Below are 25,553 nucleotides of genomic sequence, written 5' to 3'. Positions count from 1 at the left end.
ATCAATTTGCAGCCAGGATCCGCAAGCATGCGCTACCTCTCATCGGGTGCCAAGCGCAACCAATGTTCGAAAACAAAGCAGTACGGATTCTGTGGGGGATCAGAAAATGCGTTCGTTGCGAGCACATGAGCCTGGAAGCACTCGGGCTATCAACAAGAATTGCTCTGGCGGGACACCACCGGATGCGCATCAACCAGTCCATCCGATTTCCTGCGCGGGAGAATTCCCGCTTGCGAGTTCCGGGTGGGCTCATGAGGCGGAGTCGGCGGCATGTCAGTCGCGCGAAAACACGACTTGCCCCCCAGCTGCCGCCGACTCCTTTGCCACGAAACCCGCCGGACGGATAAGAATTCTGTCAACGCTGGCGATGCTCTGCTCGTCGATCTTCTTGCTTGCAGCGTGCACTTCAGCTGCGCCCCAGGCGAGCGAGCTGGACAATGCGGCGCCGCAAGAACAAGCACCATCACCGTACGCACCGCCAACTGGGAAGCCCCAGGCCAATCCGACGAAGGCACCGGAAGACAGTGCGCCGCAGCTGGAAGCTACCAAAGTGCCCAGCGACGAGCCAACACCCGAAGTAGAGAAGCCAGCGGACTACAGCGGGATAGCCTTCGAAGCCGGCGATGGAAAGCTGCCGGTGGTGAAGCGCTCCGGTGAAGCAGTCAGGGCCGCAGACCGCATGCCGGCGAATATGAAGGATGCGACACAAGCCAGCTATCGGGACGGCGTCAACGTCACGGTTGCCGCGATCGGCAATGGCATCGTGAAAAGCGAGGGACCAGGCTATTTCACCGGAGCGAAATACCGGGTGTACGAGGTCCGGATTAGCAATGGATCCGGTGAGGAACTGGACATCTCCAGTGTGATCATTAACCTCGTGCCGGGCAAGGGCCAGCAGGCAGCACTGCCGCTATACGGCGAGGTCGAGGCCTATGACTTCTCTGGCACGATCGAGGCAGGAAAGCAGGCCAGCGCCCACTACGCCTTCATCGTCCAAGATGCCGGCGCCGTGGCAAAGGTGCAGGTGGATCTGGACAACCAGCACGCTCCAGGGTTGTTCACGTTGAAGGCAGAGAAGAAATGACTCTAGCCAGAACCCTGCTGAACAAGATTGCCGGTGTAGCTTCATCTTCCACGGCACAGGCAATCCAGTCCCTGACGAGCCTGATTGTGCTGATGCTGGCCGCCAAGCTTCTCGGGCTGGAGGCGCTGGGCCTCATTTCGACGCTTTACGGAGCGCTGATCCTTGCAGCCGCCGTCATCTCCGGCTTTGTCGGCGACTCGCTGACGGTACTGGACCGGCATGATCCGCATGTGCGGGCCGGACTGCGCTTCTGGCTCGCGTTGCTGGCCCTGTCCTTGGGGGCCATCGGAGCGTTGCTTTGCTGGGCGGGTACCGAGCTGGGCTTGCTCGGAGCTGTGCTCTACGGCCTGGCAGTGGTTGCCTACGTCGCTGAAGAGCTGGTTCGGCGCAGTTACATGGTGATCCTCAGCTTCGGAAAGCTGATCGCGGTGGACCTGGTGGTATTGGGAACCACCAGCATGGTGCTGCTGGGATTCGGCGTCTTCTCCACCCTGACGCTGGAAGCGTTCTTCTTGGCGGTCCTGGCCGGGCAATGCGCCGGAACCGCCTTCGGTTGGCTGCGCCTGCCAAACAGCGAAAAAACGCTGGCCCACCGTCCGGCGCAAATCCGGGCTGTGGCCAGATTCGGAATCTGGCGCTCTGCCCTGCAAGGACTGCGCCCGGCCCAGCTGACCGTGATGCGCGTGCTCGTCACCGCCTTGATCGGCCTGGCCGCAGCCGGCGCGCTGGAGGCGGCTAGGCTTTATGCTGCTCCTGCGATGCTGCTGGTCACCGGCACCTGTGCCTACCTGTTTGCGTCACTGGCCCGCGACCGAGATGCCGGTCCTTGGCGCCAGCTGAAGAACACTGATTCGGTGGTGCTCAAGCTTTTGCTGGCCACCGCAGGCTGCGCGGCCATTGGGCTGGTGCTGCTGCCTTGGGGCGGACCTCTGCTGACGGGCATCCGCCCGTCAGGTCTTGCTGTTACCGGGTGGCTGGCGTATGCCAGCGCGGTGGCGGCATCCACGCCGTATGGCCTGCTGGCTGCGGTACACGAGAATGCACGGCCGGTATTTGCTATCAGGTTCATGGACAGCATCCTGTCCGTGGTGCTGATTGCCTCGGTCCTGGTATTCACTTCGGACTACCGGCTGGTTCCGTGGGCCGCCGCCGCTGGTGCCTTGGCCGGCGGCTTGGCCATGCGGCGGTGGCTGCAGAAATCGGTTGCCGTGCACTTGCCCCGGCAGGGGCAACCAGCGGGCCGATTCGCCCAGCAGCGCTGACTTGGCAAAGACCCGGTATCAACAATGAACGGAATGGACATGGAAGAGCAGCAGATAACGGCAGGCCGGCGCACACCCGTGCGGCGATTCACACGGGTGCTGGCTTCGGTCGCCGCGGCTGTGCTGGTCATTGCCGGCCTGAGCGCAATTCCGGCGACAGCCGCTGGCGAAGAGGAAATCGAGCTGCCCGAGACGGTCAGCGCAAATCATCTTCCTACCCCGCAGCTGAACGGGGTGGCTTGGGACCTGCGTGTGCGCGGGAATGTGGCTTATGTGGTCGGTTCGTTCACCCGGGTACGGCCAAGCGGTGCGAATCCTGGCGGCGCCGGGGAAGTGGTTCGCAATAACGCCATGGCCTTCAACATCACCAACGGGCAAATCCTGCCCTGGAACCCGAACTTCAACGCTCCAGTCATGGATATCGAGTTCTCTCCGGATGGAAGCCGTTTCTACGCAGGTGGACAGTTCACCGCCGTCAGCGGCCAAGCCCGCAGCAAGATCGCTGAATTCACCACTTCCAACGGGGCGCTGACTTCCTTCTCCGCCAGCGTGGGCGGGTCCGTGGAAACCCTTGCAGTGACCAGCGACGCTGTCTACCTGGGCGGCTCCTTCAACTCCGTGGCCAACCAGACCCGGCGCAATGTCGCCAAGCTGAACCGCGCCAACGCGGAACTTCAGGCGTGGGCACCGGCCACCGATGATATCGTCCACGGCATCATCGCCACCGACCAGAGCGACCGCGTGGTCATTGGCGGACGCTTCCAGACGATCAACAACGAGCCCAAGGTCGGCATCGGCGCCGTGAATGCGACCACCGGCCAGCAGGCGGCATGGAGCTCCACTCCGGTCCCGGCGCGGATCGATGACAATGCCCGTGCATGGGTCGTGGACCTGAAACTGGAAAACGGCGTCATCTACGCGGCGAACAACGGCATGGGCTGGCACTGGTTCGACGGCCGATTTGCCGCCGATTACGCCACCGGAGACCTGATCTGGCTCGATAATTGCTATGGATCGACCTCATCGATCAGCATCATGGGCGACGTGGTGTACTCGACCCCGCACGCCCACGACTGCTCGTCGGTCAACGGGTTCCCCGAGGAGAATCCGATGATCTGGAAGCGCGCGCTGGCGGAGACTGCCTTCGCCACCGGTACGGATGCCACTGCGCCGTCGAATAATTCGCTGGTGCGCAACCAGCCAATCCCGACCTTGCTGCACTGGTATCCCTCGATCAATACCGGTACCTATACCGGGCAGTACCAAGGTGGCTGGGCCATGGACAATAACGGGGACTACCTGGTTCTCGGCGGCGAGTTCACCAGGTTGAACAACACCAACCAGCAGGGCTTGGCTGTCTTCCCCAAGCGGTCGCTGTCGTCGAATTCGATACGGCCCGAGTACACCGCGGGGCTGAAGCCGTCGGCGATCTCCCAACGCAGCGGCTCCGTGCGCGTGGCCTGGCCGACCACCTGGGATATCGATGACGAAACGCTCACCTACGAGCTGCTGCGCGATAATTCGCTCACCGCCATCGACAGCCAGGATGTGTCCTCCATCTGGTGGAAAAAGCAGTCGCTGGGCTTCCGCGATGACAGCGTGGCTCCGGGCAGCACCCACACCTACCGGGTACGCGTCTCGGACCCGTGGGGCAATAACTACATCGGTCCGCGCTCGGATCCGGTGACCGTCAGCAACAGCGCCGAGAGTCCGTATACGCAGGTCCTGCGAGAGACCGGCGCGGATATCTACTATCCACTGAACGAATCCGATGGCAGCGTAGCCTTTGACAACATCGGCTTCGTCGATGCCGACGCCAGCGCGGCCCTGCAGCGCGGCCTGCCCGGTGCGATCAGCGACGATGATGCCAGCGGATTCAGCGGGCAGTCGCTGGCGAGCCGAAATGCCGCGACCGCGCCGGACACCTTCACCACCCAGCTGTGGTTCAAGACCGAGAGCGACCAGGGCGGCAAGCTGATCGGCTATGGCAGCTCGGCCACCGGCGACTCCGGTAGCTACGACCGCCATGCCTGGATGGACAATTCCGGACGCTTGCACTTTGGCACATGGCTGGGGTGGGCGGCAACGGTCAGTTCCTCGGCGAGCTACAACGACGGGCAGTGGCACCAGCTCACCGCAACACTGGGCCAAGCCGGAATGCACCTGTACGTTGACGGGCTGAAGGTCGCCGAACGCACCGATGCCAGCAGCGGCCAGGCCTACTCCGGCATGTGGCGCATCGGCGGGGACAACCTCAACGGCTGGCCGAACCAGCCGTCGAGCAAGGCCTTCAACGGCGAGCTGGACGAGGTGGCGATCTTCAACGAGCAGATTGACGCAGCCACCGTGCTGCAGCTCTTCCAATCCACCGGGCGCACTGCGGACATTCCCGAGCCTCCAGCCGATGCCTACGGCATCGCGGTCTACGCCGATGAACCGCAGATGTACTGGCGCCTGGATGAAACCGGGGGCAACGTGGCCACGGACAGCACCATCGCCCGCAACGACGGAACCATCAACGGCCCGGTCCGCTACGCAGAAGATTCCGCCATCGGCCACGGCACATCGCTGGGCTTCGGGGAGTCCGATGCCGCGGTGGTCTCGAACCGGGCGGTGCAGAACCCGACAGTGTTCTCCACCGAGGCCTGGTTCCGGACAACCACGGGCAATGGAGGCAAGATCATCGGTTTCGGCAATGCGGCCAGCGGCCTGTCCTCCAGCTATGACCGGCATGTCTACATGCGCAATGACGGCACCTTGGTCTTCGGCGTCTACACCGGAGCTGAAAATCTGGTCACCACCGGCCGGGCCTACAACGACGGGGACTGGCATCATCTGGTTGCCACGTTGTCCGGCGAGGGCATGAAGCTGTACGTAGATGGCGGGCTCACCGGCACCAACCCGCAAACCGCGGCCGAGCCGTTCAACGGCTACTGGCGCATTGGCGGGGACCGGGTATGGTCCGGAGCCAGCTCCGCATGGTTCGATGGCGAAATCGATGAGGCCGCCGTCTACGCCAGGGCACTGAGCCAGGCCGAGGTCAATGAGCACTACGGGATTGCCGGCGAGCCGAACCAGGATCCGCTGGCCGACTTCACCAGCACCAGCCAAGGTCTGGCGGTGGCCTTCGACGCCAGCGGATCAACCGATGCCGACGGCACCATCGCCAGCTACGCCTGGGACTTCGGCGACGGGCAAAGCACCACCGTGCAGACCGAAGGAGTGCTTCATGAATACGCCCAGGCCGGCACCTACACGGTGGTGCTGACCATTACCGATGACCGCGGTGGCACTGCCACGAAGACGCAGCAGGTCGAGGCCAAGGCGGTCAACCAGCCGCCGGTGGCCGCGATAGCCAGCGAACAGACCGGTTTGAAGGTAAGCCTGAGCGGTTCCGGATCCGAGGATCCGGAACAAGGAGAGCTGTCCTACGAATGGGACTTCGGCGATGGCAGCCAGAAGGCCTCCGGCCAGGACGTGGAGCATGCCTATGGCGCAGGCGGAGAGTACACGGTGACCCTGACGGTGACAGACAACGCTGGGGCCACCGCCCAGGCGCAGAGCATCCTGACGGTGGAAAACTCCGCTCCGCTCGCGGCCATGGAAGTGGTTGTTGACGGCCTGGGCATCCAAGTCAACGGATCTGGCTCCGCAGACCCCGAGGGCGGGGAACTGGACTATGCCTGGGACTTCGGCGACGGGACCGAGGCCACCGGGGCCGAAGCCGCCCACGAATACGCGGAACCGGGAACCTACGAGGTCACCCTCGTGGTGGCCGATGAGCACGGGGCCACCGGCACAGTGGCGAATTCGGTGCAAGTGAAGGTGCCGAACACGGCACCGGACGCTGCCTTCGAATCCACCGTCGACGGACTGGCCGCCGTCTTCACCGCTGCACCATCGCAGGATGCCGATGGGCAGATCGTGTCCTGGGAATGGGACTTCGGCGACGGGACCACCGGAACCGGGGCCGAAGCCATGCACCAGTACTCGAGCAGCGGCACCAAGACCGTGACCCTGACCGTCACCGACAACGAGGGCGCCACCGGCACCGCTTCCAGCGAAGTCACCGTGCAGGACCCGGCCGAGCTGGATCCGACCGCGGCCTTCACCTGGGAAGCCGATGAGCTCGCGATTACCGTGGACGCCTCCGATTCGCTGCCTCCGGCAGCCGGCGGGGAGATCACCGGGTACCTGTGGGAGTTCGGCGATGGAACCCAGGCCAGCGGAGTGGCGGCCAGCCACAGCTACGAGTCGGCCGGCACCTACTCGGTGACGCTGACCGTCCAGGCAGGGGAGCGGGAAAGCACCATCAGCCAGGTGGCCACGGTTGCCGCCGCCCAAGGTCCGCAGGCGCAGTTCAGCACCTCGGTCCGCGGACTCGCACTGGGCGTCGATGCCTCGGGCAGCACGGCCGGGGATACGCCGATTACCGGATACCAGTGGGACTTCGGCGATGGGCAGAACGCTCTGGGAGAAACTGCGCAGCATCGCTACGCCGAGGACGGCCGGTACACGGTCACCCTGACGGTCAGCGATGGGAACGGGCTGGAATCACGCACTGAAACCGAAGTGGATGTCCAGAATTCGGCACCGGTGGCGGCCTTCGCCCTGGAAGTGAACGGACTTGAAGTCCAGGTCGATGGCGCCGCCTCCAGCGATGCTGATGGCCAGATTGCCACTTACGCATGGGATTTCGGAGACGGGAACACCGCCAGCGGCCAGAATGCCTCCCATGAGTACGCCGAGCCAGGCGGCTATCCGATCAAGCTGGTGGTCACCGACGAGGACGGCGCAAGTGCCGAGCTGGTCCAGCAAGTGCAGGTCGCGGCCGTCGCCGAACCGGCCCTGCTGGTTTCAGATGCATTTGGACGCACCGTTTCCGATGGCTGGGGTGACGCCGATACCGGGGGAACCTGGACGCGGCAAGGCTCATCGTCCAACTTCAGCGTGGCTGGAGGCACCGGAACGATCCGCATGTCCTCCGCCGGCAGTGGACCGCTGTCGTGGCTGCCAGCCACGGTACGGGAAGGCGACATGCGCATCAAGCTCAGCCGCGACAAGGCTGCCACCGGCGGAGGCATCTACCAGACGGTGACCATCCGGGATATTCCTGGCGTCGGGGCGTACCGCGCCAAGGTCAGGTTCCTGTCCAACGGCTCGGTGGCGGTGACCCTGGAGAAGGTTGTCTCCGGCAGCGTCAGTGCGTTGAGCGCCGAGACCGTCATCGGCCAGGTAGACGGTTCGCCGGGCAAGGCCGTGTGGCTGCGTTTGCAGGCTCAGGGCAGCAGCTCCACCAGCTTGCGGGCCAAGGCCTACAACCAAGGCCAGGATGAGCCGGTGAACTGGCAGCTCAACGTCACCGACTCCACCGCCGCACTGCAGGCCGAAGGCCGTTTGGGGTTGTCGGTCTACCTCTCCGGCTCGGCGGGTAACGCGCCGGTCAACGGCGGGTTCGATGATCTGGAGGTGCGGGAAATCGCCGAATGAGCCCGGCCGTTCGCGGTTCGTTGCGCCAATGCGGTGCGAATCGCGAGCGCTGGCTCAGCGGCTTCGCCTAGGAATGGGAATTCGATGGATAGAACACGGGAAATGAACTAGATTGTTTTCAGCTTGGGTTGTCCCCTGGGGATGCGCTGCACAAATGCGGTGCTTGGGGACAGGGCTGAATATCGGGGGCGCTTGCGGCCGATCGCGGCCGCAAGCACATAAGAGTTCACTGGGGAGGACTCACATGCTGCAAGAACAACAAGGATACCGTTGGGCAGTCGCAGAACTGCGCCAGCGGCAGAAAACCAATAAGGGAGCGCCAGCCTACTCGCGCTTCGTCAACAGGCCACTGGGCCGCCGGCTGGCGGCACTGGCCTATCTGCTTCGGCTAACGCCCAACGGCGTCACCGGCATCAGCGCTCTATGCACGGCTGGCGGACTGGCGGTGATCGCGCTGCTGGAACCGTCCTTCGGCTCTTCGCTGCTGATCACGGCTTTGCTGGTGCTCGGCTACGCGCTGGATTCTGCTGATGGGCAGCTGGCCCGTCTCCAAGGCTCCGGATCCGCTGCCGGCGAATGGCTGGACCATATTGTCGACGCGATCAAGACCGCCGCCCTGCACGCGATGGTGCTGATCTCGTGGTACCGGTTCTACCCGGTAGAAGGCGCCTGGTACCTGGTGCCCATTGCCTACCAGGTCGTGGCCTGCAGCCTGTTCTTCTCCATGATCCTTACCGATCAGCTGCGCCGGCTGAACTCCGGAAGAACGGGGCACTACCTGCAGGGCCAGGGCAAGAGCTCGGCCCTGTATTCATTGGCCGTCGTGCCTACCGACTTCGGCCTGATCTGCCTGGCCTTCCTGACGCTGTGGCTGCCATCGGTGTTCATTCCGGTGTATGTCCTGCTGCTGCTGGCCAACGCAGGCTTCCTGGCGCTGGCCCTGGGCAAGTGGTACCGGGAGGTGAAGGGCCTTGGCCAAAGCGCTTGATTACCAAGAACATCGCACCTGGCCAGCTGCACCGGAATTGGGCTGGGGACAGCATGCGCATCGGGAGGCGGCAGGCATGGATCTGAGTGATTTCCTCTTCGTGCTGCGAACCCGCATGTGGTGGATCGCGGCCAGCACCCTTGCCGGGATACTCGCCTCCATCGCCATCACCCTGGGGATGACCCCGGTCTACACCGCGAAGTCGACCTTGTTCGTCAGCGTCAATTCCAGCCAGGACACGGCCTATGCCCGTGGCCAGTTCGCGCTGCAGCGAGTGGGGTCCTACCCGCAGCTGGTCAATGATCCGCAGCTGATCAACCAGGTGATCCGCGAGCTCGATCTGGATCGCAGTTTCCAGGACGTCAAATCCAATGTGAACGCCACCAATCCGGTCGATACCGTGCTGCTGGCCGTGACGGCGAAGGCCCCGGAGGCCCAGCAGGCCGCGGACATCGCCAATACGGCTGCCGGGTTGCTGGCGGAGTCCATCCAGAAGCTGGAGAACACCGACCCCAAGAAGCTCGAAGTCAAAGCGGAGCTGTCCGTGCCGGCCGCGGCACCGCAGTACGCCACCGCGCCTCGCAAATCCGTGAATCTGGCCCTGGGCCTGGTTTCGGGAGCCAGCTTGGGATTGCTGCTGGCCCTGGCGCTGCACAAGTTGGATCCGAGGATCCTGCGCGGCCGCGACGCCGAACGGCAATTGCGCATGCGCGTGCTGGGCACCGTGGCGGCCCGGTCCAAGGACGGAGCCCGTGCCAACCCGACCGGCATCCAGGTCGGTTACCGCCAGCTGGTATCGAACCTGCTGATGGCCAATGACGGGCGCCTGCCGCAACGCATCCTGGTGCTCAGTACCCGTGCCGATGCGGTTCTCGATGGGCAGCAGCTCGCCCAGACCCTGGCGGCCATGGGCAAGCGCTCGGTGATCGTGCAGGCCGACCGTCAACTGGAGCCGCTGCGCCGCGACGAGGCAAGTGGAACGGGCCTGGCCCAAGTGCTCGCTGGCACCAGCGAGCTGCATGATGCACTCACTCATATCGAATCGGTGCCGATGGGCTACCTCCCTGCCGGACCGCAACCTGAAACGCTGCGCCGTTTCGATGTGTTCGCCGGATTGGACAGCTTGATCGCTTCCCTTGAAGAGGATTTCGATGTAGTGATCTTCGTAGCCAGCATGGAGGGCCAGCCGGTGGACGCCACCGCAGTGGCCCTGCACAGCGATTGCGTGATCCTCACCGGTCGTGAACGGCGAACCACCTACCGACAGGTTGCCGATGCCCTGCAGGAGCTGAACGCTGTGCGAGTCGGAGCGACCGGGCTGGTGCTGGTGCGCAAGCCTTCGCGCTTCCGGCACCGGCGGGGTACCTGATCATGCCTCCGGCCGTCAGCGCGTCCTGGACGCCGGCGGAGCAGATTCCGGTGCCACGGCGCTACCGGGTTCCGCGTCTGTGGCAGTTGAACCTGCTGTGGATCCTGATGGTCTTCAGCGTGGTTGCTTGGCGCCAGGGAACGCTGTTCACCGGCGGACTGGACCTCGTGGTCGTGCTCAAGGCGCTGTTGCAAGGCGCCGTGCTGTGCTGGGCGATCCTGCTGTGGATGTGGAGTGGGGCCAGCCAGCCGGTAGGCGTGCGCAGTATCGCGCTGCTCGCTCCGGTTCTGGCCCTGAGCGTGATCGGGGCGATGGCAGAAGGCAATGTCATGGCCTCGGCCATCATCGCGATCCGCGTGGCGATGCTGGCAGCGACAGTGCTGTTCATCATGCGGGTTTTCCCGGCCCACCAGGTGCTGCTGGCCATGTGCGTCGGTTTGGCCGCGGTGGGCATCATCAGCGCGGGGACCGGGCTGGCGCTGGGCGGAGGCGGGCGCTTGACAGGCGGCATCCCTCCGCTGAGCCCCAATGAGATTGCCTTGCTTTCCGGTATCCCGGCACTGGTTCTTTTCCACCAATCGCTGCGCGCGCACGTGCGGTGGTGGCACGTGGGGATGCTGGTGTTGCTCAGCGCCATCCTTCTGCTCTCCGAGTCGCGCACCGCTCTCATCGCGGCTGCTTGCACGGCAGCTGGCATGCTGCTGATGCTCCGCCGAATCCCGTTGCAGACCATCGTGGCGGCGCTGGCGGCCCTTCCGCTGGTGTTCTACCTTGCGTTCCTGACTCCGGTTTTGCAGAATCTGATGGCTCGCGAGGACAGTGCCTCGGTGATGACGTTGAACTCCCGGACTATCAGCTGGTCGGTCGTGCTGAACCTGCCCAATGATTCATGGCAGAGATGGATCGGTGCGGGATTGAGCCAGAAGACCATTGCTGTCGAAGGGCAGTACTGGGACGAGCAGGTCTTCGATTCTTCGTGGATTTCCTTGCTGGCGCAAACTGGAATCATCGGAACGCTGCTTGTGGCTTTCTGGGTTCTGCTGACGGTTTTCGCCGCATTGCGTTCAAGCAGGCTGCGCAGCTTGCTGTTCCCGCTGCTGGCATTCGTGATCATCCGCAGCGTGATGGAAAACGGGCTGGTAGATGCCGGTGCGCTATTCCTGATTTTCCTGGTGTTCGCCCTGATGCTGGAACCGGCCAGCAGCCGAGCGGCCTTGGACTGGGAACACGCTGCACCACTGCAGCGCAAGCAGCCGCCGGAGCCGCCGGATCCGCCGGTGGCGATGGGCAACTGAACCCGAATGCACCGGATCCCGGCTGGGCACACTGCCGATCCGGGATCCGTTGCTTGTACTGCCGGGGTGGCCCGGAGCCTAGCGCGGGTAGCTGCCGATGCGCTTGGAAGCGGGGGCCTGTCCTATCAGGGAGGCAATATCGCTAGGCAATGCGGTAGCCTGGCTGTTCTTGCCCGTAACGCTGGTAGTCGGATTATTGGTACTGCTCAGCACCGTGCTGGAGGTGAGTTCAAAGGAATTCAGCTCTTGTCCGGTGGACTTGGCGAAGGCCGGCAAGGTGGTGAACACCGCGGGGTTTCCAGCGCCTTTGGACCAGACGGAGGACCACTTCGGATTCGTGGAGTTGACGCGGTGATAGGCATTGGACGCCAGGGAGATCTTCATCTGTTCCGCCGTGTAGCTGCCCGAATAGTCCTCGACGGCAAGAATTGCGTTGCCACCGCCGGTATTGGAGAACACGTTGTTCTTCGCGACAATGTTCTTATTGATCCAGGTCATGGTGGTGTCAGGGAATGGCTGGCGCGGATCGTGCCCGGGGTCGGACTTGTTCGCTGCGCGGCGCGCATCCTGCACGATGTTCAGCACCCGGTTCTTGCCGCTGATGGTGTTGTTCCAGATCTTCACATCGCTGGTGTTGTTCAGTTTGAAGGCGAATCCGGAATTCTTGGTGATGCGGTTGTTGGCCACCACTGCTTTTGCGGAGATCTCCAGCGACAGTCCGTGCCCGGTATTGGAGACCAGGTCATTATTCAGGATCTTGGAATCGTAGACGGATTCATCCAGCCATAGTCCCGGACCGTCGTTGCTGTTGAGCTTGGAATCCTTCACCGTCACGCCCCGGGTGCGTCCGATCTTCAGCCCGCCGGAGACAGGCGAAGTGTTGAACCGCTCGTGGTTATTGCCTGTGGAGGCCAGTTTGTTGACGACCAGTCCGTCAGCGTACACGGCGTTCATGCCCAGCATGCCGCTGCGCTGGATCTTCACGTTGCTCACGGTGTTCTTCACAGCGCTGACGTTCAAACCCGTGGTTGCCGTATCCTCGATGGTCAGGTTCTGCACAGTGATGCCCGGCTTCTCCGCGGTGACCGCACCCATGTCGGGCACCGAAGGAGCGAACTTGCGCACATTGATACCCGAAACGCTGGAATTGTCGCTGCGGATGCTCAGGGCCTTGACCAGCGTAGAAGCGCGCACGGACTTTCCGGTTGGGTCGGTACCGAGGTGCAGCTTGTTATTGGCGCGGTCCACATAGAAGGCACCCGGTTTGAGCTTGGCAACTGAGGATACCTGGGTCTGCTTGGTCCCGTTGATCCATACCTGGTCGGGATGGGCTGCCATGGGATAGCTGGAATTGATGAAGCCCCATGCTTCAGCCATATTGTCTGTGGCTCCCCGGGTGTAGGTCGGGCTGGTATCGAAATCGTAGTCCCAGCCGGATTTCACCCATCCATTGCTCGCGGCGGAGAAGCCCGTGATTGCCTTGGAACCATCGAGCCAGACGGTCTCTCCCGGGTATTCGCGCAGCTTGAGGCTCTTGCCTGCGGGGATCACTACCGACTCATGGTAGCTGCCACCACGCACCACGATGGTCTGTCCGCTGGAGGCTTTGGAAATGGCCTTGGACAGGGTGCGCAGTGGCGCTGAGGCGGTACCGCCGGAGGCATCATTTCCGGATGCCGAAACATAAAGTGCTGTTGAAGGGATGGCGCCCAGGGTTCCCGCCTGCGGTGCCTGCTCGCCAACGCTGACCTCTGCGGAGTGGGGAACGGTTCCTTCGGCCTCAGGTGCAGGTTCGGGAGTTGGGGAAGGCGATGGGGCAGGTGCCGGTTCCGGGGCCTGCATCGCCGGTTCGGTAGCTGAACGCGCCACCAGATTATCAACGTGCAGACCGGAGTTGCCGGCGGCGCTGGCCGAAAGGTAACCGCCTATGCGCAAGCTGCCTTTGGCCGAGGCCAGCGCTGTGGATGCATCTTCCGATTCCAGCTGCCATTCGGGGGTTCCGCTGCCAGCTGCGAAGGCTCGGGCCTTGAGCGACGCGGTGCCGCTTCCGGTGACGGCGAAGTCAACATGGTACGCAGTCCCCGGGCGGGCCGCTGCGCTGATCTGCCGAGAATCGAGCACGATCTTCTTACCGCTGACGGTCCGTGAAATTTCCAGGGACAGATTGCCAGTGCTTTGCAGCCGAAGCGAAGCGGTGTATTGGCCAGCTGCGGTACTTCGGGCACCTAGGTGCGCATAGGACGAACCCGTGCTGGGCAGCGAGTCGAAGGAAATATCGACGCCGGCCTGCATGTCGGCAGCGTTGATGGCGGCGGTGGCATGGCTGAGCTTGCCGGGGACCAATGTAATTTCACCCTGGGAACCATCTACGGCGAAACTGCTTGGACTGTTGGCTAGGTAGGGGATTCCACTTGAAGCAGAGCCCCAGCCGGAGCCAACTGTGCGGTTCATGGCATCGGCGACCAATGTGGTCGAAGCGGCCACGGGCACCGGGTTCAAGGAGGTGGCGACGATGCCGCACGCGGCGGCTAAGGCCAATACCGCGATCAGGCGCGGCCGCTGGGAAGATTGGCCAGATGTATCCGGACCTAGGGGCAAGAGGTTCTTGGGGGAAAGGTTCTGCAAAGGATCCTCGGAGCTTAACCCGTGCTCCCCAGCAAAACAGGCCCTGCTCATTCAATATAGACGATGGTTTAAGGGTCACGCGGGCCCTGCTGTAAATGGTGGCATGGAATGAACCGTTATTCAATCGTGATGTTTCTCTCTCGATCCCTGGACTTCGAGGTTGACGAGGAAACTTCCCCAGTGGCCAGTGAGTATTCCAAGTACCCCCGAGCAAGTAATTCGCGGGTAACGCAAGTACGGGTGCACTCGTGTGCCGCAACGGCACGACACATATGCTCGGTAGATGAGAAACGCATGCTTGCGGCATGTTCCGGAACTCGCCGTTGATTTTGGGGATCGACGCTGGTGCGGCAAGCAAGCGAACGTTGATTCTGCTGTTTAAATTTGGGGGAACAGAATGCAACGCACCGAGCACCATGACTCGCGCGCCAAGCTGCGCATCGCCTTGATCGGCACCAGGGGAGTACCTGCACGCTATGGCGGTTTCGAGACCGCTATTGAAGAGGTAGGGCGCCGCCTGGCCGATCAAGGGCACGAGGTGACCGTATATTGCCGTGGCACTGCCAAAGACGAGCGCATGAGCGAATACCAGGGCATGAAGCTGGTGCATTTGCCTGCCATGAGGCGAAGGAGCCTCGAGACGCTGAGCCATACTGCACTGTCCGTGATCCATGCCCTCTTCAACCGGCCCGATGCGGCGATTGTCTTCAACGCGGCCAATGCCCCGCTGCTCCCGCTGCTGCGTTTGGGAAGGATTCCCGTCGCCACGCACGTGGATGGGCTGGAATGGAAACGGGCCAAGTGGGGACCTATTGGCCAGAAGTACTACCGGCTATGCGAGCGCCTCTGCGTCTGGTGGAGCAGGGAATTGATTGCCGATTCCCTGGGTATCGCCAACTACTACGCGGCGAAATTCTCGCGGGCAACGAGGCTCATCACCTATGGGGCACCGCAAATTCCCGAGGCTGCTGCAGTGAAATTGGCTGAGCTCGGCTTGGAATCCGGAAAGTTCCATCTGGTAGTGGCCCGCTTCGAGCCGGAGAACCACGTGGAGATGATTGTCCGTGGCTACAGCCAGTCGCAGGCCAGGCTCCCGCTGGTGGTCGTCGGTTCGGCGCCCTATGCCGAGCAATACACTCAGCAGGTTCATGCCGCGGCCACGGAACAAGTCCGCTTCCTCGGCGGGGTATGGGACCAGCAGCTGCTAGATGAGCTCTATGCCCATGCACTTGCCTACTGGCATGGCCATTCGGTCGGCGGTACCAACCCATCATTGCTCAGGGCGTTGGGTGCCGGTACGGCGATCAACGCCTATGACGTGAACTTCAACCGCGAAGTGGCCCAGGCAGCCGGCGAATACTTCGATGACCCGCAATCCGCGTCCAGGCTCTTCGACCGCACCGAATCAAAAGACGATGCCGTTCGCCAACGCGCCCAGCTCGCACGAAAGCGCGCTATGGACTATGACTGGGACGATGTTGCCCAGGCCTACGAAAAGCTGTGCTTGGATTTGGCCGGTGCCGGAGAGCCTTCGGTGGAATTCGACGCAGTACCGTCTGCGGAAACTGGCCGACGCCGCGCCTGAGGCTGGCACGAGAGTTCTGGGAAACAGTAAAGCGTCCAGGCCATGGGGATGGCCCGGATGCTATGGGGAATCGAATCAGCAACTGGTTCATGAGAAATTGGGGAAAATAATGATCACTGGGTACGCCGCAGGTGCTTTCGACCTGTTCCACGTCGGGCACCTGAATATTCTCAGGCAAGCCAAGTCCAGATGCGACTACCTGATTGCCGGTGTGGTCAGTGATGAAAGGCTGCTCCAAACCAAGGGGAAACGGCCGGTGATACCCGAAAGCGAACGACTGGATATCGTCTCCTCGATAGGCTTCGTGGATGAGGCGGTTCTCGATTTTCATCCGAACCGATTACTGACGTGGGAGGATGTCAGATTCGATGTGTTCTTCAAGGGAGATGACTGGAAGGGCACCCGCGAAGGAAAAGGACTAGAAGAGCTCTTTGCAACCGTCGGGGTGAGAGTCGAGTACTTCCCCTACACCGTGCATACTTCCAGCACCAAGCTCAGAGTGGCCTTAGGGCAACTAAGTTCGCCATCTATGCAGGTCCAGCGGGCCTGAGCGCAGAACCAGACAGATCATGCAACGCGCACAAGCAACAGAACCTCCGGCCTTCGGCCATGTCCCAGCCAAGATGCGCATCGTTCCGATGCTGCTCTTGCTGGGAATCGCCCTGGTGTCCTGCACGGTAGAACCCCAGGCTTCGCCGCAAGCGGCCATGCCTGGGGAACCAGCCGAAACTACATTGGCGACTATCGATCAGCAGCTGCACGAATCAGCCTTGGCGGCGCCCGCCACCAAGGCGGGCAAAGCCGCTGAAAAATCCGAGGATTCAGCTGCTCCTGCCGAGAAAGCAGAGAAGTCCACATGGAAAAAGGACAAGGACGCGCAGAAAGTGGCGCCGGACGCCCAAGCGGCTGGCAAGCCGCCTGCCACAGCCAAGGCAGTGGACCTTGCTGAAGAAGTCCAGGCGGGCCCGCATGCGCAGATGCGGATCAAGCGCATCGAGCAAACCCAGTCCGAAGCAGAAGGCATCGGGCAAATCGCAGGGGCCGCGACACTGGTTGAAATCGAGTTATCCAACGACGGAGTCACCACGCTGGACTTGGGCAAGGCCCAAGTGCGCTTGTTCTACGGCGACGGCAGGGAACCGGCGGCCGTGCTCACCGACACACGCAGCACCGTACTTCCCGCACAACTGGCGGCAGGCAAGCAGGCTACTGCCACCTATCTCTTCAGCGCCCAAACAGAATCCGAGTCTGACGTGACCCTAGAATTCGAAACCGGCGCAACTAAGAAAATCCAACAGCTCGCAGGTGAGGTATCGCCATGATCCGCAGATCCGCCCCGGCCATCGCCCGATGGGCCATGACCATGATTGCTGCAACCGCGCTGATCGCGGCCGCCGCATTAGCCACGCCGCCGCAGGCACTTGCAGATAGTGTGCCCGCGGATCCGTCAGACCCGCTCACCCCTGCGACCGTCACCGCCGATGCCCTCCCGACCGTCCAGATCGATGGCGTGGTCTGGAGCCAAGTGGTCATTGGCAACACGGTATATGCGGGAGGAAGCTTCGCTACCGCACGTCCTGCAGGTGCGGCGGCCGGGACGCAAACCGCAACACGCAAGAACATCCTCGCCTACGACATTCGAACCGGAGAACTGCTCAACAGCTTCACTCCGGAATTCAATGCCCAGATACTCACTCTTGCTGCCTCGCCGGACGGCAGCCGGCTCTACGCTGGCGGCGACTTCACCACCTTGGACGGGCAAAGCGCCTCGCGCATTGCGGCACTGGACCCGGTAACCGGAGAACGCATCGAGGAATTCGACCCGCAGCCTTCCAATTCCGTGCGCAGCATTGTCGCCACGAACACCACGGTGTACCTGGGCGGTTCGTTCTTCCGCATTGGCGAAGCCTGGCGCGAGCAAGCGGCTGCGTTGCGTGCCAGCGACGCGGCCCTCCTGTCGTTCAGGCCCGTGGTCGCAGGAGGGCACGTCGAGTCCATGTCGCTGTCGCCCGATGGGACAAAGCTGGCCTTGGGCGGCAAATTCACGCAGGTGAACTCGACCAGCGACTTCGCCAACGGCCTGGCCGTCGTGAGCACCGAGACCAGCGGGAAGTACCCATATCCGGCAGCCTCGCATGTCCGCAATGGCGGGGAGACTGGTTCCATCACGTCCATTGCCACAGACCAGGACACTTTCTACGCCAGCGGCTACACGTTCGGTCGAGCGACCACCCTGGAAGGCGTGGTGGCCATCAAATGGGCAGACCTCGAAACACGCTGGGTAGAGGACTGCCACGGGGATACTTACTCCGTGCACGCCACCGGAGACCTGCTCTACCTTGCCGGGCATCCGCACTATTGCGGAAACATCGGCGGATTCGCCCAGGAACCCAACTGGCAGTACAACCGCGCCATGGCCTTCAGCAAGGAAACGGCAGGGACAATTGACCGTGAAATCCACGGATATACCAACTTCGAAGGACTGCCGCATCCGCGGCTGCAGACCTGGTTCCCGGCGTTGAGCACCGGCACCTATACCGGGCAGAGCCAAGGCCCATGGAGTGTCACAGGCAATGACGAATTCATTGTCTATGGTGGGGAATTCCAGCGGGTGAACTACAAGAACCAGCAGGGGCTGGTCCGCTTCGCCATCCGCAGCCTGGCGCCCAATGACAGGGGCCCGCTGCCAAGCGGCGAGGACTTCGTTCCGACCCTGAGCTCCACCACTGCAGGCGAAGTGCGCATCCGCTGGCAGGCAGCCTCGGACATGGACAACGGGACCCTGGCCTACAAGGTGATCCGGGACGGAGCGAATAACGCGCCCATCCACACGGTCCAAGCCGACTCGACCTTCTGGATGCGCCAAGGCATGTCCTTCGTGGACAAGGACGTGGAGCCGGGAAGCACGCACAGCTACCGGATCTTCGCCGTGGACCCGACGGGGAAGGAGGCACGCAGCACCACCGAAAGCATCACGGTGGCGCAGGACACCGTTGCCTCCACCGCATACGAAAAGGTCATCAAAGCTGACAAGCCCAAGGCCTACTGGCCATTCGGAGCAGCTGACAACTCCACTGCCCTTGACGCCGCCGGAAGCGAAGACCTGCAGCTCGCAGGAAATGCAGGAGTCGATTCCTCATCAGCTATTGCCGGGGGAAATGGCCGCAGCCTGTCCCTGGGCGGCAGCGGGGCGCAGGACATGGTTCGCTGGCAGCGTCCGCAGGAGTTCACGACCGAATTGTGGTTCAAGGCCTCGCCCCTGCAGCGTGGCCGGCTCATCGGCTATGGCAATGGACAGAATGCGGACTCGACCGACCATGACCGGTTGACCTATGTGAATTCCCTGGGACGGTTGTCCTTCGGCGTGACCGAACGCGGCGCTCGCCGGGTGATCACCTCTTCCGGGATCTACAACGACAACAGGTGGCATCATGTGGTCTCAAGCCTGGGAGAAGATGGCATGCGCCTGTACGTGGACGGGCAGCAAGTAGCCTCGCGTGCAAGCACCAAATCCGCATTGGAACTCGACGGCTTCTGGCGAGTGGGCAATGACCGTGTCAGCGGATGGAGCTCGGCGCCAACTGGCGGTTTCGCCGGACGGGTCGACGAAGTCGCGGTCTACGGCAAGCAGCTGAGCCCGGCCGCGGTGGCGAACCATTACCAGGCTGGAATCGGACGACCTGCCAATGCCAGTCCGACGGCTGAATTCACCCATGAGATCCAGGGCCAGCAGCTCTCCGTGGATGCATCGGAGTCCACGGATCCCGACGGCACCATCGCCAGCTATGGATGGGATTTCGGAGATGGAAACAGCGCCGAAGGCATCACCGCCGGGCATAGCTACGCAGAACCCGGGACCTATCAGGTGAAGCTGACGGTCACCGATGATGCCAACGGGACGGATACGGCCACGAAGCAGGTCACCATTCTGCCGCCGCCCGAACCCAACCAGCCTCCGGAAGCGGCCTTCGAAATTACTGAAGTGGACGGGCTGAAGGTTACCGTTGATGCCTCGCAGAGTTCTGATCCCGATAATGATGAGCTCAGCTACCGCTGGTCCTTCGGCAACGGCAGCGACTGGGTGGAGGGCTCAGCCATTGAATCGTTCAGCTACAGCGAACCAGATGAGTACACGATAACCCTGGAAGCCAGTGATCCGGACGGCTTGGTGGATAGCCACACCGAAACGGTGAAGGTCTCGCTACCGCCAAGGCCGGTGGCAGTTGACGCCTTTAGCCGCAATGTCACCGGCAATTGGGGCGCTGCCGATACCGGTGGCACGTGGACGCGGACCGGATCCGCGGCGACAGCCAACGTCGCTGGGGGAGTCGGCCAGCTTCTGGGCCTGAATCCCGGTTCAGGGCCGGCGATCTACCTGCCGGTGGTCGACAGCACCACCACGCAAGCCGCTGTCCAGGTGCAGCTGGATAAACAGCCGACCGGCAATGGAACCTATGTGTCCTTCTCGTCGAGGTATCTGGGCAATGCGAACCAGTACTACCTCAAAAGCCAGTTCACTTCCTCGGGCGGCATCCAGATCCAGCTGATTCGTGCCGTGGGCGGTGCGGAGAGTGTTCTGGCCACGCAGTACCAGTCCTCCTTCGGCTACCAGGCTGGCCAGGCGGTCCACTTGAAGCTGTCGGTGACAGGAACCAACCCGACGCAGCTGGCGGCAAAGATCTGGGCTGCCGCAGACAGCGAGCCAGCCGACTGGCAGCTCAACGCCAGCGACTCGACCAGTGCGCTGCAAGTTCCAGGAGGCATAGGCCTGCGCCTGTACCTCTCCGGCTCGACATCCAATGCACCGGTGACCGCGTCCTTCGACAACCTGTCCGTGATCGGTTAGCTAGGATCCGCACAATGCCAGACCCGCCAGAGCCCAGGCTTTGGCGGGCCTGGGCTGCCGAGGGGGCATCATGGAAACCGGAACTGCAGGGCCGCTCGCGGTCAGCCGCCGCACGTTCCTGGGCTTGGCTGCCGGCGCATTGCTGCTGGCCGGGTGCTCAGGGGAATTGGTGGCAAAGCGCGCCTCGCCCAAGGCAGTCAGCGCGGCAGACCTGCTCGGGCAAGATCTCTTCTACATTGCCCATCGCGGGTCGGGGGATAACTGGACCGAGCATACGCTGCACGCCTACCGGCAAGCCCTGGCCCATGGCGCCCAAGCCATCGAGATCTCGGTGCACCGGAGCAAGGACGGCCAATTCATTTGCCACCATGACGCCAGCCTGGAGCGCCTGTGCGGAGTCCCGCGGCTGATCAGCGAAACCGCGTGGGACGAGCTCCAAGCACTGCGCAACAATGCTCGCCAATGGCTTGGACCGAATGCTGCGTTGGAGCCCTTGGTACGCCTGGAAACCGTTCTGGAAGCACTGGCGGACCAGGCGGTCCTCTTTATCGAGGACAAGAGCGGACAGCACGCCGCCGAGCTGATCGAGATGATTGCCGCTTCCCCGGTTCCTATCGAATCGACGGTGTGGAAGCAGCCGGCAACCGGTACCGGAGCCGAATTGGCATCGGCCGCCGGGATGAAGACTTGGGGCTACTTCGCCCCGGAGAATTTTGGCGGCATTGAACAGCTTGCTGGTGGGTTCGATGCACTAGGAATCCACGATTCGGCTGACCCGGGCACCATTGAACGCGCAGTGGACACGGGGCTTCCAGTGATCTGCTGGGAAGTGCACCGCAGAAGCCAGAGGGACTGGCTGGCACGGCAGGGCGTGCGGGGGATGATGTGCTCGAACTTGCCCTACGTAACTTCTTCACCGCAAGCCGTGCCGACGGTTGCAGACGGCTTCACCAGCGGCCTGCGGGCCGCGGGTGATCTGCCCGATGCGATCACCTGGAAAGCGCAGCCGCAGATCTCTGCCGCAGAAGGCATTCTCACGCTTGGCGACTCCCGCAAGGCATCCTATGCCCTGGGATCAATGGCCTTGGCTGGGGCCGGGAATTGGCGTTTGACGGCCCAGATCCGCTGGCCGCAGCGGGGAAGCGGGAACCAGATTGCCGGACTGGCCTTCGGATTGCCAACGGATGAGCCCTACCGGGCATTCGAGGAATCGCAGGCAGACGGATTCCACCTCCAGCTCGAAAGCCAAGGCGAAGTATCGCTTTGGCGAGCAGGCGGCAAAACTCCGCACAAGCTGGGAAGGGCAATGTGGAATGCGCCTTCTGGGGGTGAATGGGTGCAGATCGAGCTGGTGATGGCGGATGGGCGGATCCTGGCCGAATGCGGTGGCGAGGCATTGGCCGCGGAACTGGGCGAATCTGTTGCACCTGGCTACCTGAACCTGATGAACCTGATTCCGGCCGGGCATGGGGTGGACTTCCGAAAGGTGTCGCTGGAGCTGGAAGCATCGGCGTAACCGGGGCAGAGCATGGAGCTGAAGATTATCCGGAGGCAAGAAGCGATTTCAAGGCAGAATCCATGCGCTGTCCGAAGAGCTCGGGGTCGTGGAATTCTCGCGCCTTCAGCGCCGACTGCTTCGCCGAAACTCTGAACTGCTCCCACCCGCTGCGAATCGTCTCGATGGCCGCCGCCAGCTGTTGGGGATTTCCTGGTTCAACGAGTACCGCGCTGGAATACGGTTCCACGGCTTCCTGCAAGCCGCCGATGCGCGAGGCAATGACCGGACGTTCGGCGAGTATGGCTTCCACCGCGGTGTTCCCGAAGGATTCTTCGAGCTGCGCGGGGACCACAGCGATGTCCGCGGATTCATAATGGGGCCAAACATCGGATTGGAATCCCAGGAACTCCACAAGTTCGGGTCGCGGCAGAGCCTTGACGCGATCTTTGAGCGCCTGTTCGAAGGCTTCGTAGCCTTCGAATACGGCCCCGACCAGGCTCAACGACACGTCCACGCCTTGATGTTGCAGTATCGTGACGGCATCGAGCAGCACCAGCAACCCTTTTCGCTCAGAGAGCCGTCCGACGTAGAGCAATCGCAAGGGGCCGTTAAGTTTCTGCCGGGCCGGCGCTGGATGCGGGGGTCCTGCGATGCCGTTGTAGATGACTTGGCTGTTCTTCTGCGCCCAAGGCACGTGCTGGAGGTACGCGGCATTGGTGAAGCGGCTGTTGGCGATGATCCTGTGAGCGAAGGTCCCGGGCAGGGACAAGCCCAAGCGCATCGGTTTGGGGGAATGGGATTCGGACTCGTGCACGTGCAGGGCAACCTTGTGCCCCGACAGGCGGGCATAGGCGACCCATAAGGGGATGATGGTGGTGTTCACCAGGACAGCGGATGGCTTGGTGCTCTTGAGCAATGCATGCATTTGGCGCACGCCTTGGAAAGTGTCTTTGGCAAACCCCACGGCCCCGCGCGGGGTGAAGATTGACTTGCGCAGCACCGGCGTATTGCAGACCACTACCTTGGCGCCCTGCTCACGCAAGGCCGACGCCAGCAGACCCTCGGCAGGAAGTCCGACGGTGACCCTCCAACTTCCCCGCAACAAGCCTTTGACGTCCTCCAGCAGCATTCTGTCGGATCCATACATTTCGGAACCTGGATGCGCTACCACGATCGTTCGGTTCGATGCCTTTGCCCCCATGAAGTGATCTTCCCATTCGAAACTGATATCCGATAGGAGCAGTCAGTCTCAGATCTTGTATCCAAGTAAAAGTAGGGGGACCGCAAAAAATCCGCCAGCAATGCGGCGAAGTTGGTGTGGATCCGGAAACACAGGGATGAGAGATGGCATCCTGAGCGGAAACGTAATGTTTCGCACCGGCATTCGATACATCCTATCCAATAAGTGAAAGTTTTCACAAAGTCGGTTTTTCCCTGCGTAACATGCATGAATTCGAGGGAAAACGGGGGATGCATAGCGCTACTCTGGAAATGTAGGCAGTGGAAAACAGCTGCCTCCAAGCAAGCATCAGCCCAAGAAATCGCAAAGGTGCCACACCCGTGTCTGACAACAAGCCAATCGTACTTCTGGCCGAACAACTCTCCCCAGCAACCGTTGCTGCTCTCGGCCCCGACTTTGAAATTCGTCAGACCGACGGAGCTGACCGCTCCCAGCTGCTCGAAGCCATTGCCGAGGTAGATGCAATCCTCGTTCGCTCCGCAACCCAGGTGGATGCCGAAGCTATCGCCGCAGCAAAGAACTTGAAGGTTATCGCCCGTGCCGGCGTGGGCCTGGATAACGTAGACATCAAGGCAGCCACCCAGGCTGGCGTCATGGTGGTCAACGCTCCAACCTCCAACATCATCTCCGCGGCTGAATTGACCGTGGGCCACATCGTGTCCCTGGCACGCCGCATTCCTGCTGCCAACGCATCGCTGAAGAACGGCGAATGGAAGCGCAGCGCCTACACCGGCGTTGAACTCTTCGAGAAGAAGGCCGGCATTATCGGACTGGGCCGCATCGGTGCACTGGTTGCTGCCCGACTGCAGGGCTTCGGCATGGAGATCGTTGCCTACGACCCATACGTCACTCCTGCCCGTGCAGCACAGCTGGGTGTCACCTTGCTGACCTTGGACGAGCTGCTGGCTGAGGCCGACTTCATCACCATCCATATGCCAAAGACACCGGAAACCCTGGGCATGCTGGGCAAGGATGCCTTCACCAAGATGAAGAAGTCCGCATACGTGGTCAACGTGGCCCGTGGCGGTCTGGTGGATCAGGATGCGCTTTACGAAGCATTGAAGAATGAAGAAATTGCAGGCGCCGGCATTGACGTGTTCGTCAAGGAGCCAAGCACCGATCTTCCATTCTTTGAATTCGAGAACGTCACCGTCACCCCGCACCTTGGCGCTTCAACAGATGAAGCACAGGAAAAGGCCGGTGTCTCGGTTGCCAAGTCGGTTCGCCTGGCACTGGCCGGCGAATTGGTCCCGGATGCTGTGAACGTTGCCGGCGGCGTCATCGATGAGAACGTGCGCCCTGGCATCCCGCTGATTGAGAAGCTGGGCCGTATCTTCAACGCCTTGACTTCCGGCTCGCTGACCAGCATTGACGTTGAAGTTGCCGGCGAGATCGCTTCACTGGATGTCAAGGCACTGGAGCTCTCGGCACTCAAGGGCGTCTTCATGGACGTTGTTTCGGATCAGGTCTCCTACGTGAATGCCCCGGTCTTGGCTGAGCAGCGCGGTGTTGCTACCCGTCTGATCACCACCCCTGATTCGCCTGAATACCGCAACCAGCTTACCATCAAGGGGTCCACCAACGAGGGCACCCAGCTTGCTGTGGCGGGCACCTTGACCGGGCCTAAGCAGATCGAGAAGCTCGTAGGCATCAACGGCCACGAAATCGAAATCCCTATTTCGGATCACATGATTGTCGTTCGCTACGCGGATCGTCCAGGTGTCGTTGGCTCGCTGGGCAACGTGCTGGGGGAGCAGGGCGTCAACATTGCAGGTATGCAGGTATCGCGCGATGAAAAGAGGTCGGAAGCCTTGGCGGTCATCAATATTGATTCGGCGTTGCCGCAGGGCGTTCTGGATGTCGTTGGTGCTGCCATCGGTGCAAGTGTGGCGAGGGAAATAAACCTTCGTTAGATTCGTTAAATCTCAACTATAGTATAGGGTAAGGCGCTGAGCTTTACCCTATACCTATTTTACAATCTATATTGCACATTGAACGGAAAATCTTGAAAGCCGAGCAGATAAATCAGGACGCCTCGAATGTAAATATTCGTAAAGTCTATAACCCAACTAAGTTGGATATCGACCCCCATGAAACAGTATCTCGGTACGTCTACGAATGGAATATGGCTGAGCTCCATGCGCTCTTGATTAATAAGTCCTCCGATACGCTAGTCGTAAGCTTTCATGGCGCAGTCGATCGAACCTCCACGCGACTTCCAAGGTTTGAAAGACTAAAGAGCCTAAAAGAACGAGACCATAGTTCAATGTT

At 61.8% G+C, this 25,553-nt stretch carries 14 protein-coding genes; 12 read left to right on the top strand and 2 right to left on the bottom strand.

Features of this window, described 5'->3' with window-relative positions; genetic code table 11:
- The first annotated feature begins 550 nt into the window (after nt 1-550).
- The 6 genes from AC1Z36_RS13205 to AC1Z36_RS13180 all read left to right on the top strand — a co-directional run bounded on the left by AC1Z36_RS13205 (nt 551) and on the right by AC1Z36_RS13180 (nt 11,488).
- Nucleotides 551-1,084 carry a hypothetical protein gene (locus tag AC1Z36_RS13205; protein ID WP_146112301.1) on the top strand — a complete coding sequence of 178 codons (534 nt, stop codon included), beginning with the start codon at nt 551-553 and terminating at the stop codon, nt 1,082-1,084.
- Nucleotides 1,081-2,346: a hypothetical protein gene (locus AC1Z36_RS13200; RefSeq protein WP_483561324.1), complete on the top strand. Its 1,266-nt coding sequence runs from the start codon at nt 1,081-1,083 to the stop codon at nt 2,344-2,346. The genes AC1Z36_RS13205 and AC1Z36_RS13200 overlap by 4 nt, the downstream gene beginning before the upstream one ends.
- 33 nt (nt 2,347-2,379) lie before the next feature.
- Nucleotides 2,380-7,836, top strand: a complete 5,457-nt coding sequence (locus AC1Z36_RS13195) for a PKD domain-containing protein (RefSeq protein ID WP_483561323.1) — start codon at nt 2,380-2,382, stop codon at nt 7,834-7,836.
- 244 nt (nt 7,837-8,080) lie between these two features.
- Nucleotides 8,081-8,824: a CDP-alcohol phosphatidyltransferase family protein gene (locus AC1Z36_RS13190; RefSeq protein ID WP_105658095.1), complete on the top strand. Its 744-nt coding sequence runs from the start codon at nt 8,081-8,083 to the stop codon at nt 8,822-8,824.
- A 76-nt stretch (nt 8,825-8,900) separates the two neighbouring features.
- Complete coding sequence (locus AC1Z36_RS13185) at nt 8,901-10,193, top strand: Wzz/FepE/Etk N-terminal domain-containing protein (protein ID WP_332595080.1); 1,293 nt, start codon at nt 8,901-8,903, stop codon at nt 10,191-10,193.
- Nucleotides 10,194-10,195: 2 nt separating this feature from the next.
- Entirely contained in the window at nt 10,196-11,488 is a 1,293-nt protein-coding gene (locus AC1Z36_RS13180; RefSeq protein ID WP_483561322.1) for an O-antigen ligase family protein, read from the top strand.
- Nucleotides 11,489-11,566: 78 nt separating this feature from the next.
- Here the strand turns inward: AC1Z36_RS13180 and AC1Z36_RS13175 are convergent, their stop codons facing one another.
- On the bottom strand, nt 11,567-14,113 hold the full coding sequence (locus AC1Z36_RS13175; RefSeq protein ID WP_483561321.1) for a right-handed parallel beta-helix repeat-containing protein: 2,547 nt from the start codon (nt 14,111-14,113) through the stop codon (nt 11,567-11,569).
- Nucleotides 14,114-14,510: 397 nt separating this feature from the next.
- Here AC1Z36_RS13175 and AC1Z36_RS13170 point away from each other — a divergent pair, with 397 nt between their 5' ends.
- From AC1Z36_RS13170 to AC1Z36_RS13150, 5 genes are all read left to right on the top strand, one after another.
- The gene (locus AC1Z36_RS13170; protein ID WP_483561320.1) at nt 14,511-15,698 is read left to right on the top strand and encodes a DUF1972 domain-containing protein; all 1,188 of its coding nucleotides are present in this window, start codon (nt 14,511-14,513) and stop codon (nt 15,696-15,698) included.
- A gap of 109 nt (nt 15,699-15,807) precedes the next feature.
- Complete coding sequence (locus tag AC1Z36_RS13165) at nt 15,808-16,248, top strand: FAD synthase family protein (protein WP_332504758.1); 441 nt, start codon at nt 15,808-15,810, stop codon at nt 16,246-16,248.
- 19 nt (nt 16,249-16,267) lie between these two features.
- Nucleotides 16,268-17,020, top strand: a complete 753-nt coding sequence (locus AC1Z36_RS13160) for a hypothetical protein (protein WP_483561319.1) — start codon at nt 16,268-16,270, stop codon at nt 17,018-17,020.
- On the top strand, nt 17,017-20,544 hold the full coding sequence (locus AC1Z36_RS13155; RefSeq protein WP_483561318.1) for a PKD domain-containing protein: 3,528 nt from the start codon (nt 17,017-17,019) through the stop codon (nt 20,542-20,544). Before AC1Z36_RS13160 ends, AC1Z36_RS13155 begins: the two co-directional genes overlap by 4 nt.
- Before the next feature lie 70 nt (nt 20,545-20,614).
- Entirely contained in the window at nt 20,615-22,060 is a 1,446-nt protein-coding gene (locus AC1Z36_RS13150; protein WP_483561317.1) for a glycerophosphodiester phosphodiesterase, read from the top strand.
- A gap of 25 nt (nt 22,061-22,085) precedes the next feature.
- Here AC1Z36_RS13150 and AC1Z36_RS13145 read toward each other — a convergent pair whose 3' ends face one another.
- The gene (locus AC1Z36_RS13145; RefSeq protein ID WP_483561316.1) at nt 22,086-23,171 is read right to left on the bottom strand and encodes a glycosyltransferase family 4 protein; all 1,086 of its coding nucleotides are present in this window, start codon (nt 23,169-23,171) and stop codon (nt 22,086-22,088) included.
- 431 nt (nt 23,172-23,602) lie between these two features.
- Between AC1Z36_RS13145 and serA the strand changes: the two genes are divergently transcribed.
- The gene (gene serA / locus AC1Z36_RS13140) at nt 23,603-25,195 is read left to right on the top strand and encodes a phosphoglycerate dehydrogenase (protein ID WP_402734930.1); all 1,593 of its coding nucleotides are present in this window, start codon (nt 23,603-23,605) and stop codon (nt 25,193-25,195) included.
- The last annotated feature ends 358 nt before the right edge of the window (nt 25,196-25,553 follow it).

This window comes from Glutamicibacter sp. BS14, assembly GCF_056934375.1.
Note: the sequence above shows the minus strand (reverse complement) of the source record. Positions and strands in the feature narration are given on the sequence as shown.

Excerpts from the sequence above, each read along its gene's own strand:
- AC1Z36_RS13200 (WP_483561324.1), top strand. The coding sequence starts at position 1,081 with ATGACTCTAGCCAGAACCCTGCTGAACAAGATTGCCGGTGTAGCTTCA.
- AC1Z36_RS13195 (WP_483561323.1), top strand. The coding sequence starts at position 2,380 with ATGGACATGGAAGAGCAGCAGATAACGGCAGGCCGGCGCACACCCGTG.
- AC1Z36_RS13190 (WP_105658095.1), top strand. The coding sequence starts at position 8,081 with ATGCTGCAAGAACAACAAGGATACCGTTGGGCAGTCGCAGAACTGCGC.
- AC1Z36_RS13185 (WP_332595080.1), top strand. The coding sequence starts at position 8,901 with ATGGATCTGAGTGATTTCCTCTTCGTGCTGCGAACCCGCATGTGGTGG.
- AC1Z36_RS13180 (WP_483561322.1), top strand. The coding sequence starts at position 10,196 with ATGCCTCCGGCCGTCAGCGCGTCCTGGACGCCGGCGGAGCAGATTCCG.
- AC1Z36_RS13170 (WP_483561320.1), top strand. The coding sequence starts at position 14,511 with ATGCAACGCACCGAGCACCATGACTCGCGCGCCAAGCTGCGCATCGCC.
- AC1Z36_RS13165 (WP_332504758.1), top strand. The coding sequence starts at position 15,808 with ATGATCACTGGGTACGCCGCAGGTGCTTTCGACCTGTTCCACGTCGGG.
- AC1Z36_RS13160 (WP_483561319.1), top strand. The coding sequence starts at position 16,268 with ATGCAACGCGCACAAGCAACAGAACCTCCGGCCTTCGGCCATGTCCCA.
- AC1Z36_RS13155 (WP_483561318.1), top strand. The coding sequence starts at position 17,017 with ATGATCCGCAGATCCGCCCCGGCCATCGCCCGATGGGCCATGACCATG.
- AC1Z36_RS13150 (WP_483561317.1), top strand. The coding sequence starts at position 20,615 with ATGGAAACCGGAACTGCAGGGCCGCTCGCGGTCAGCCGCCGCACGTTC.
- AC1Z36_RS13145 (WP_483561316.1), bottom strand. The coding sequence starts at position 23,171 with ATGCTGCTGGAGGACGTCAAAGGCTTGTTGCGGGGAAGTTGGAGGGTC.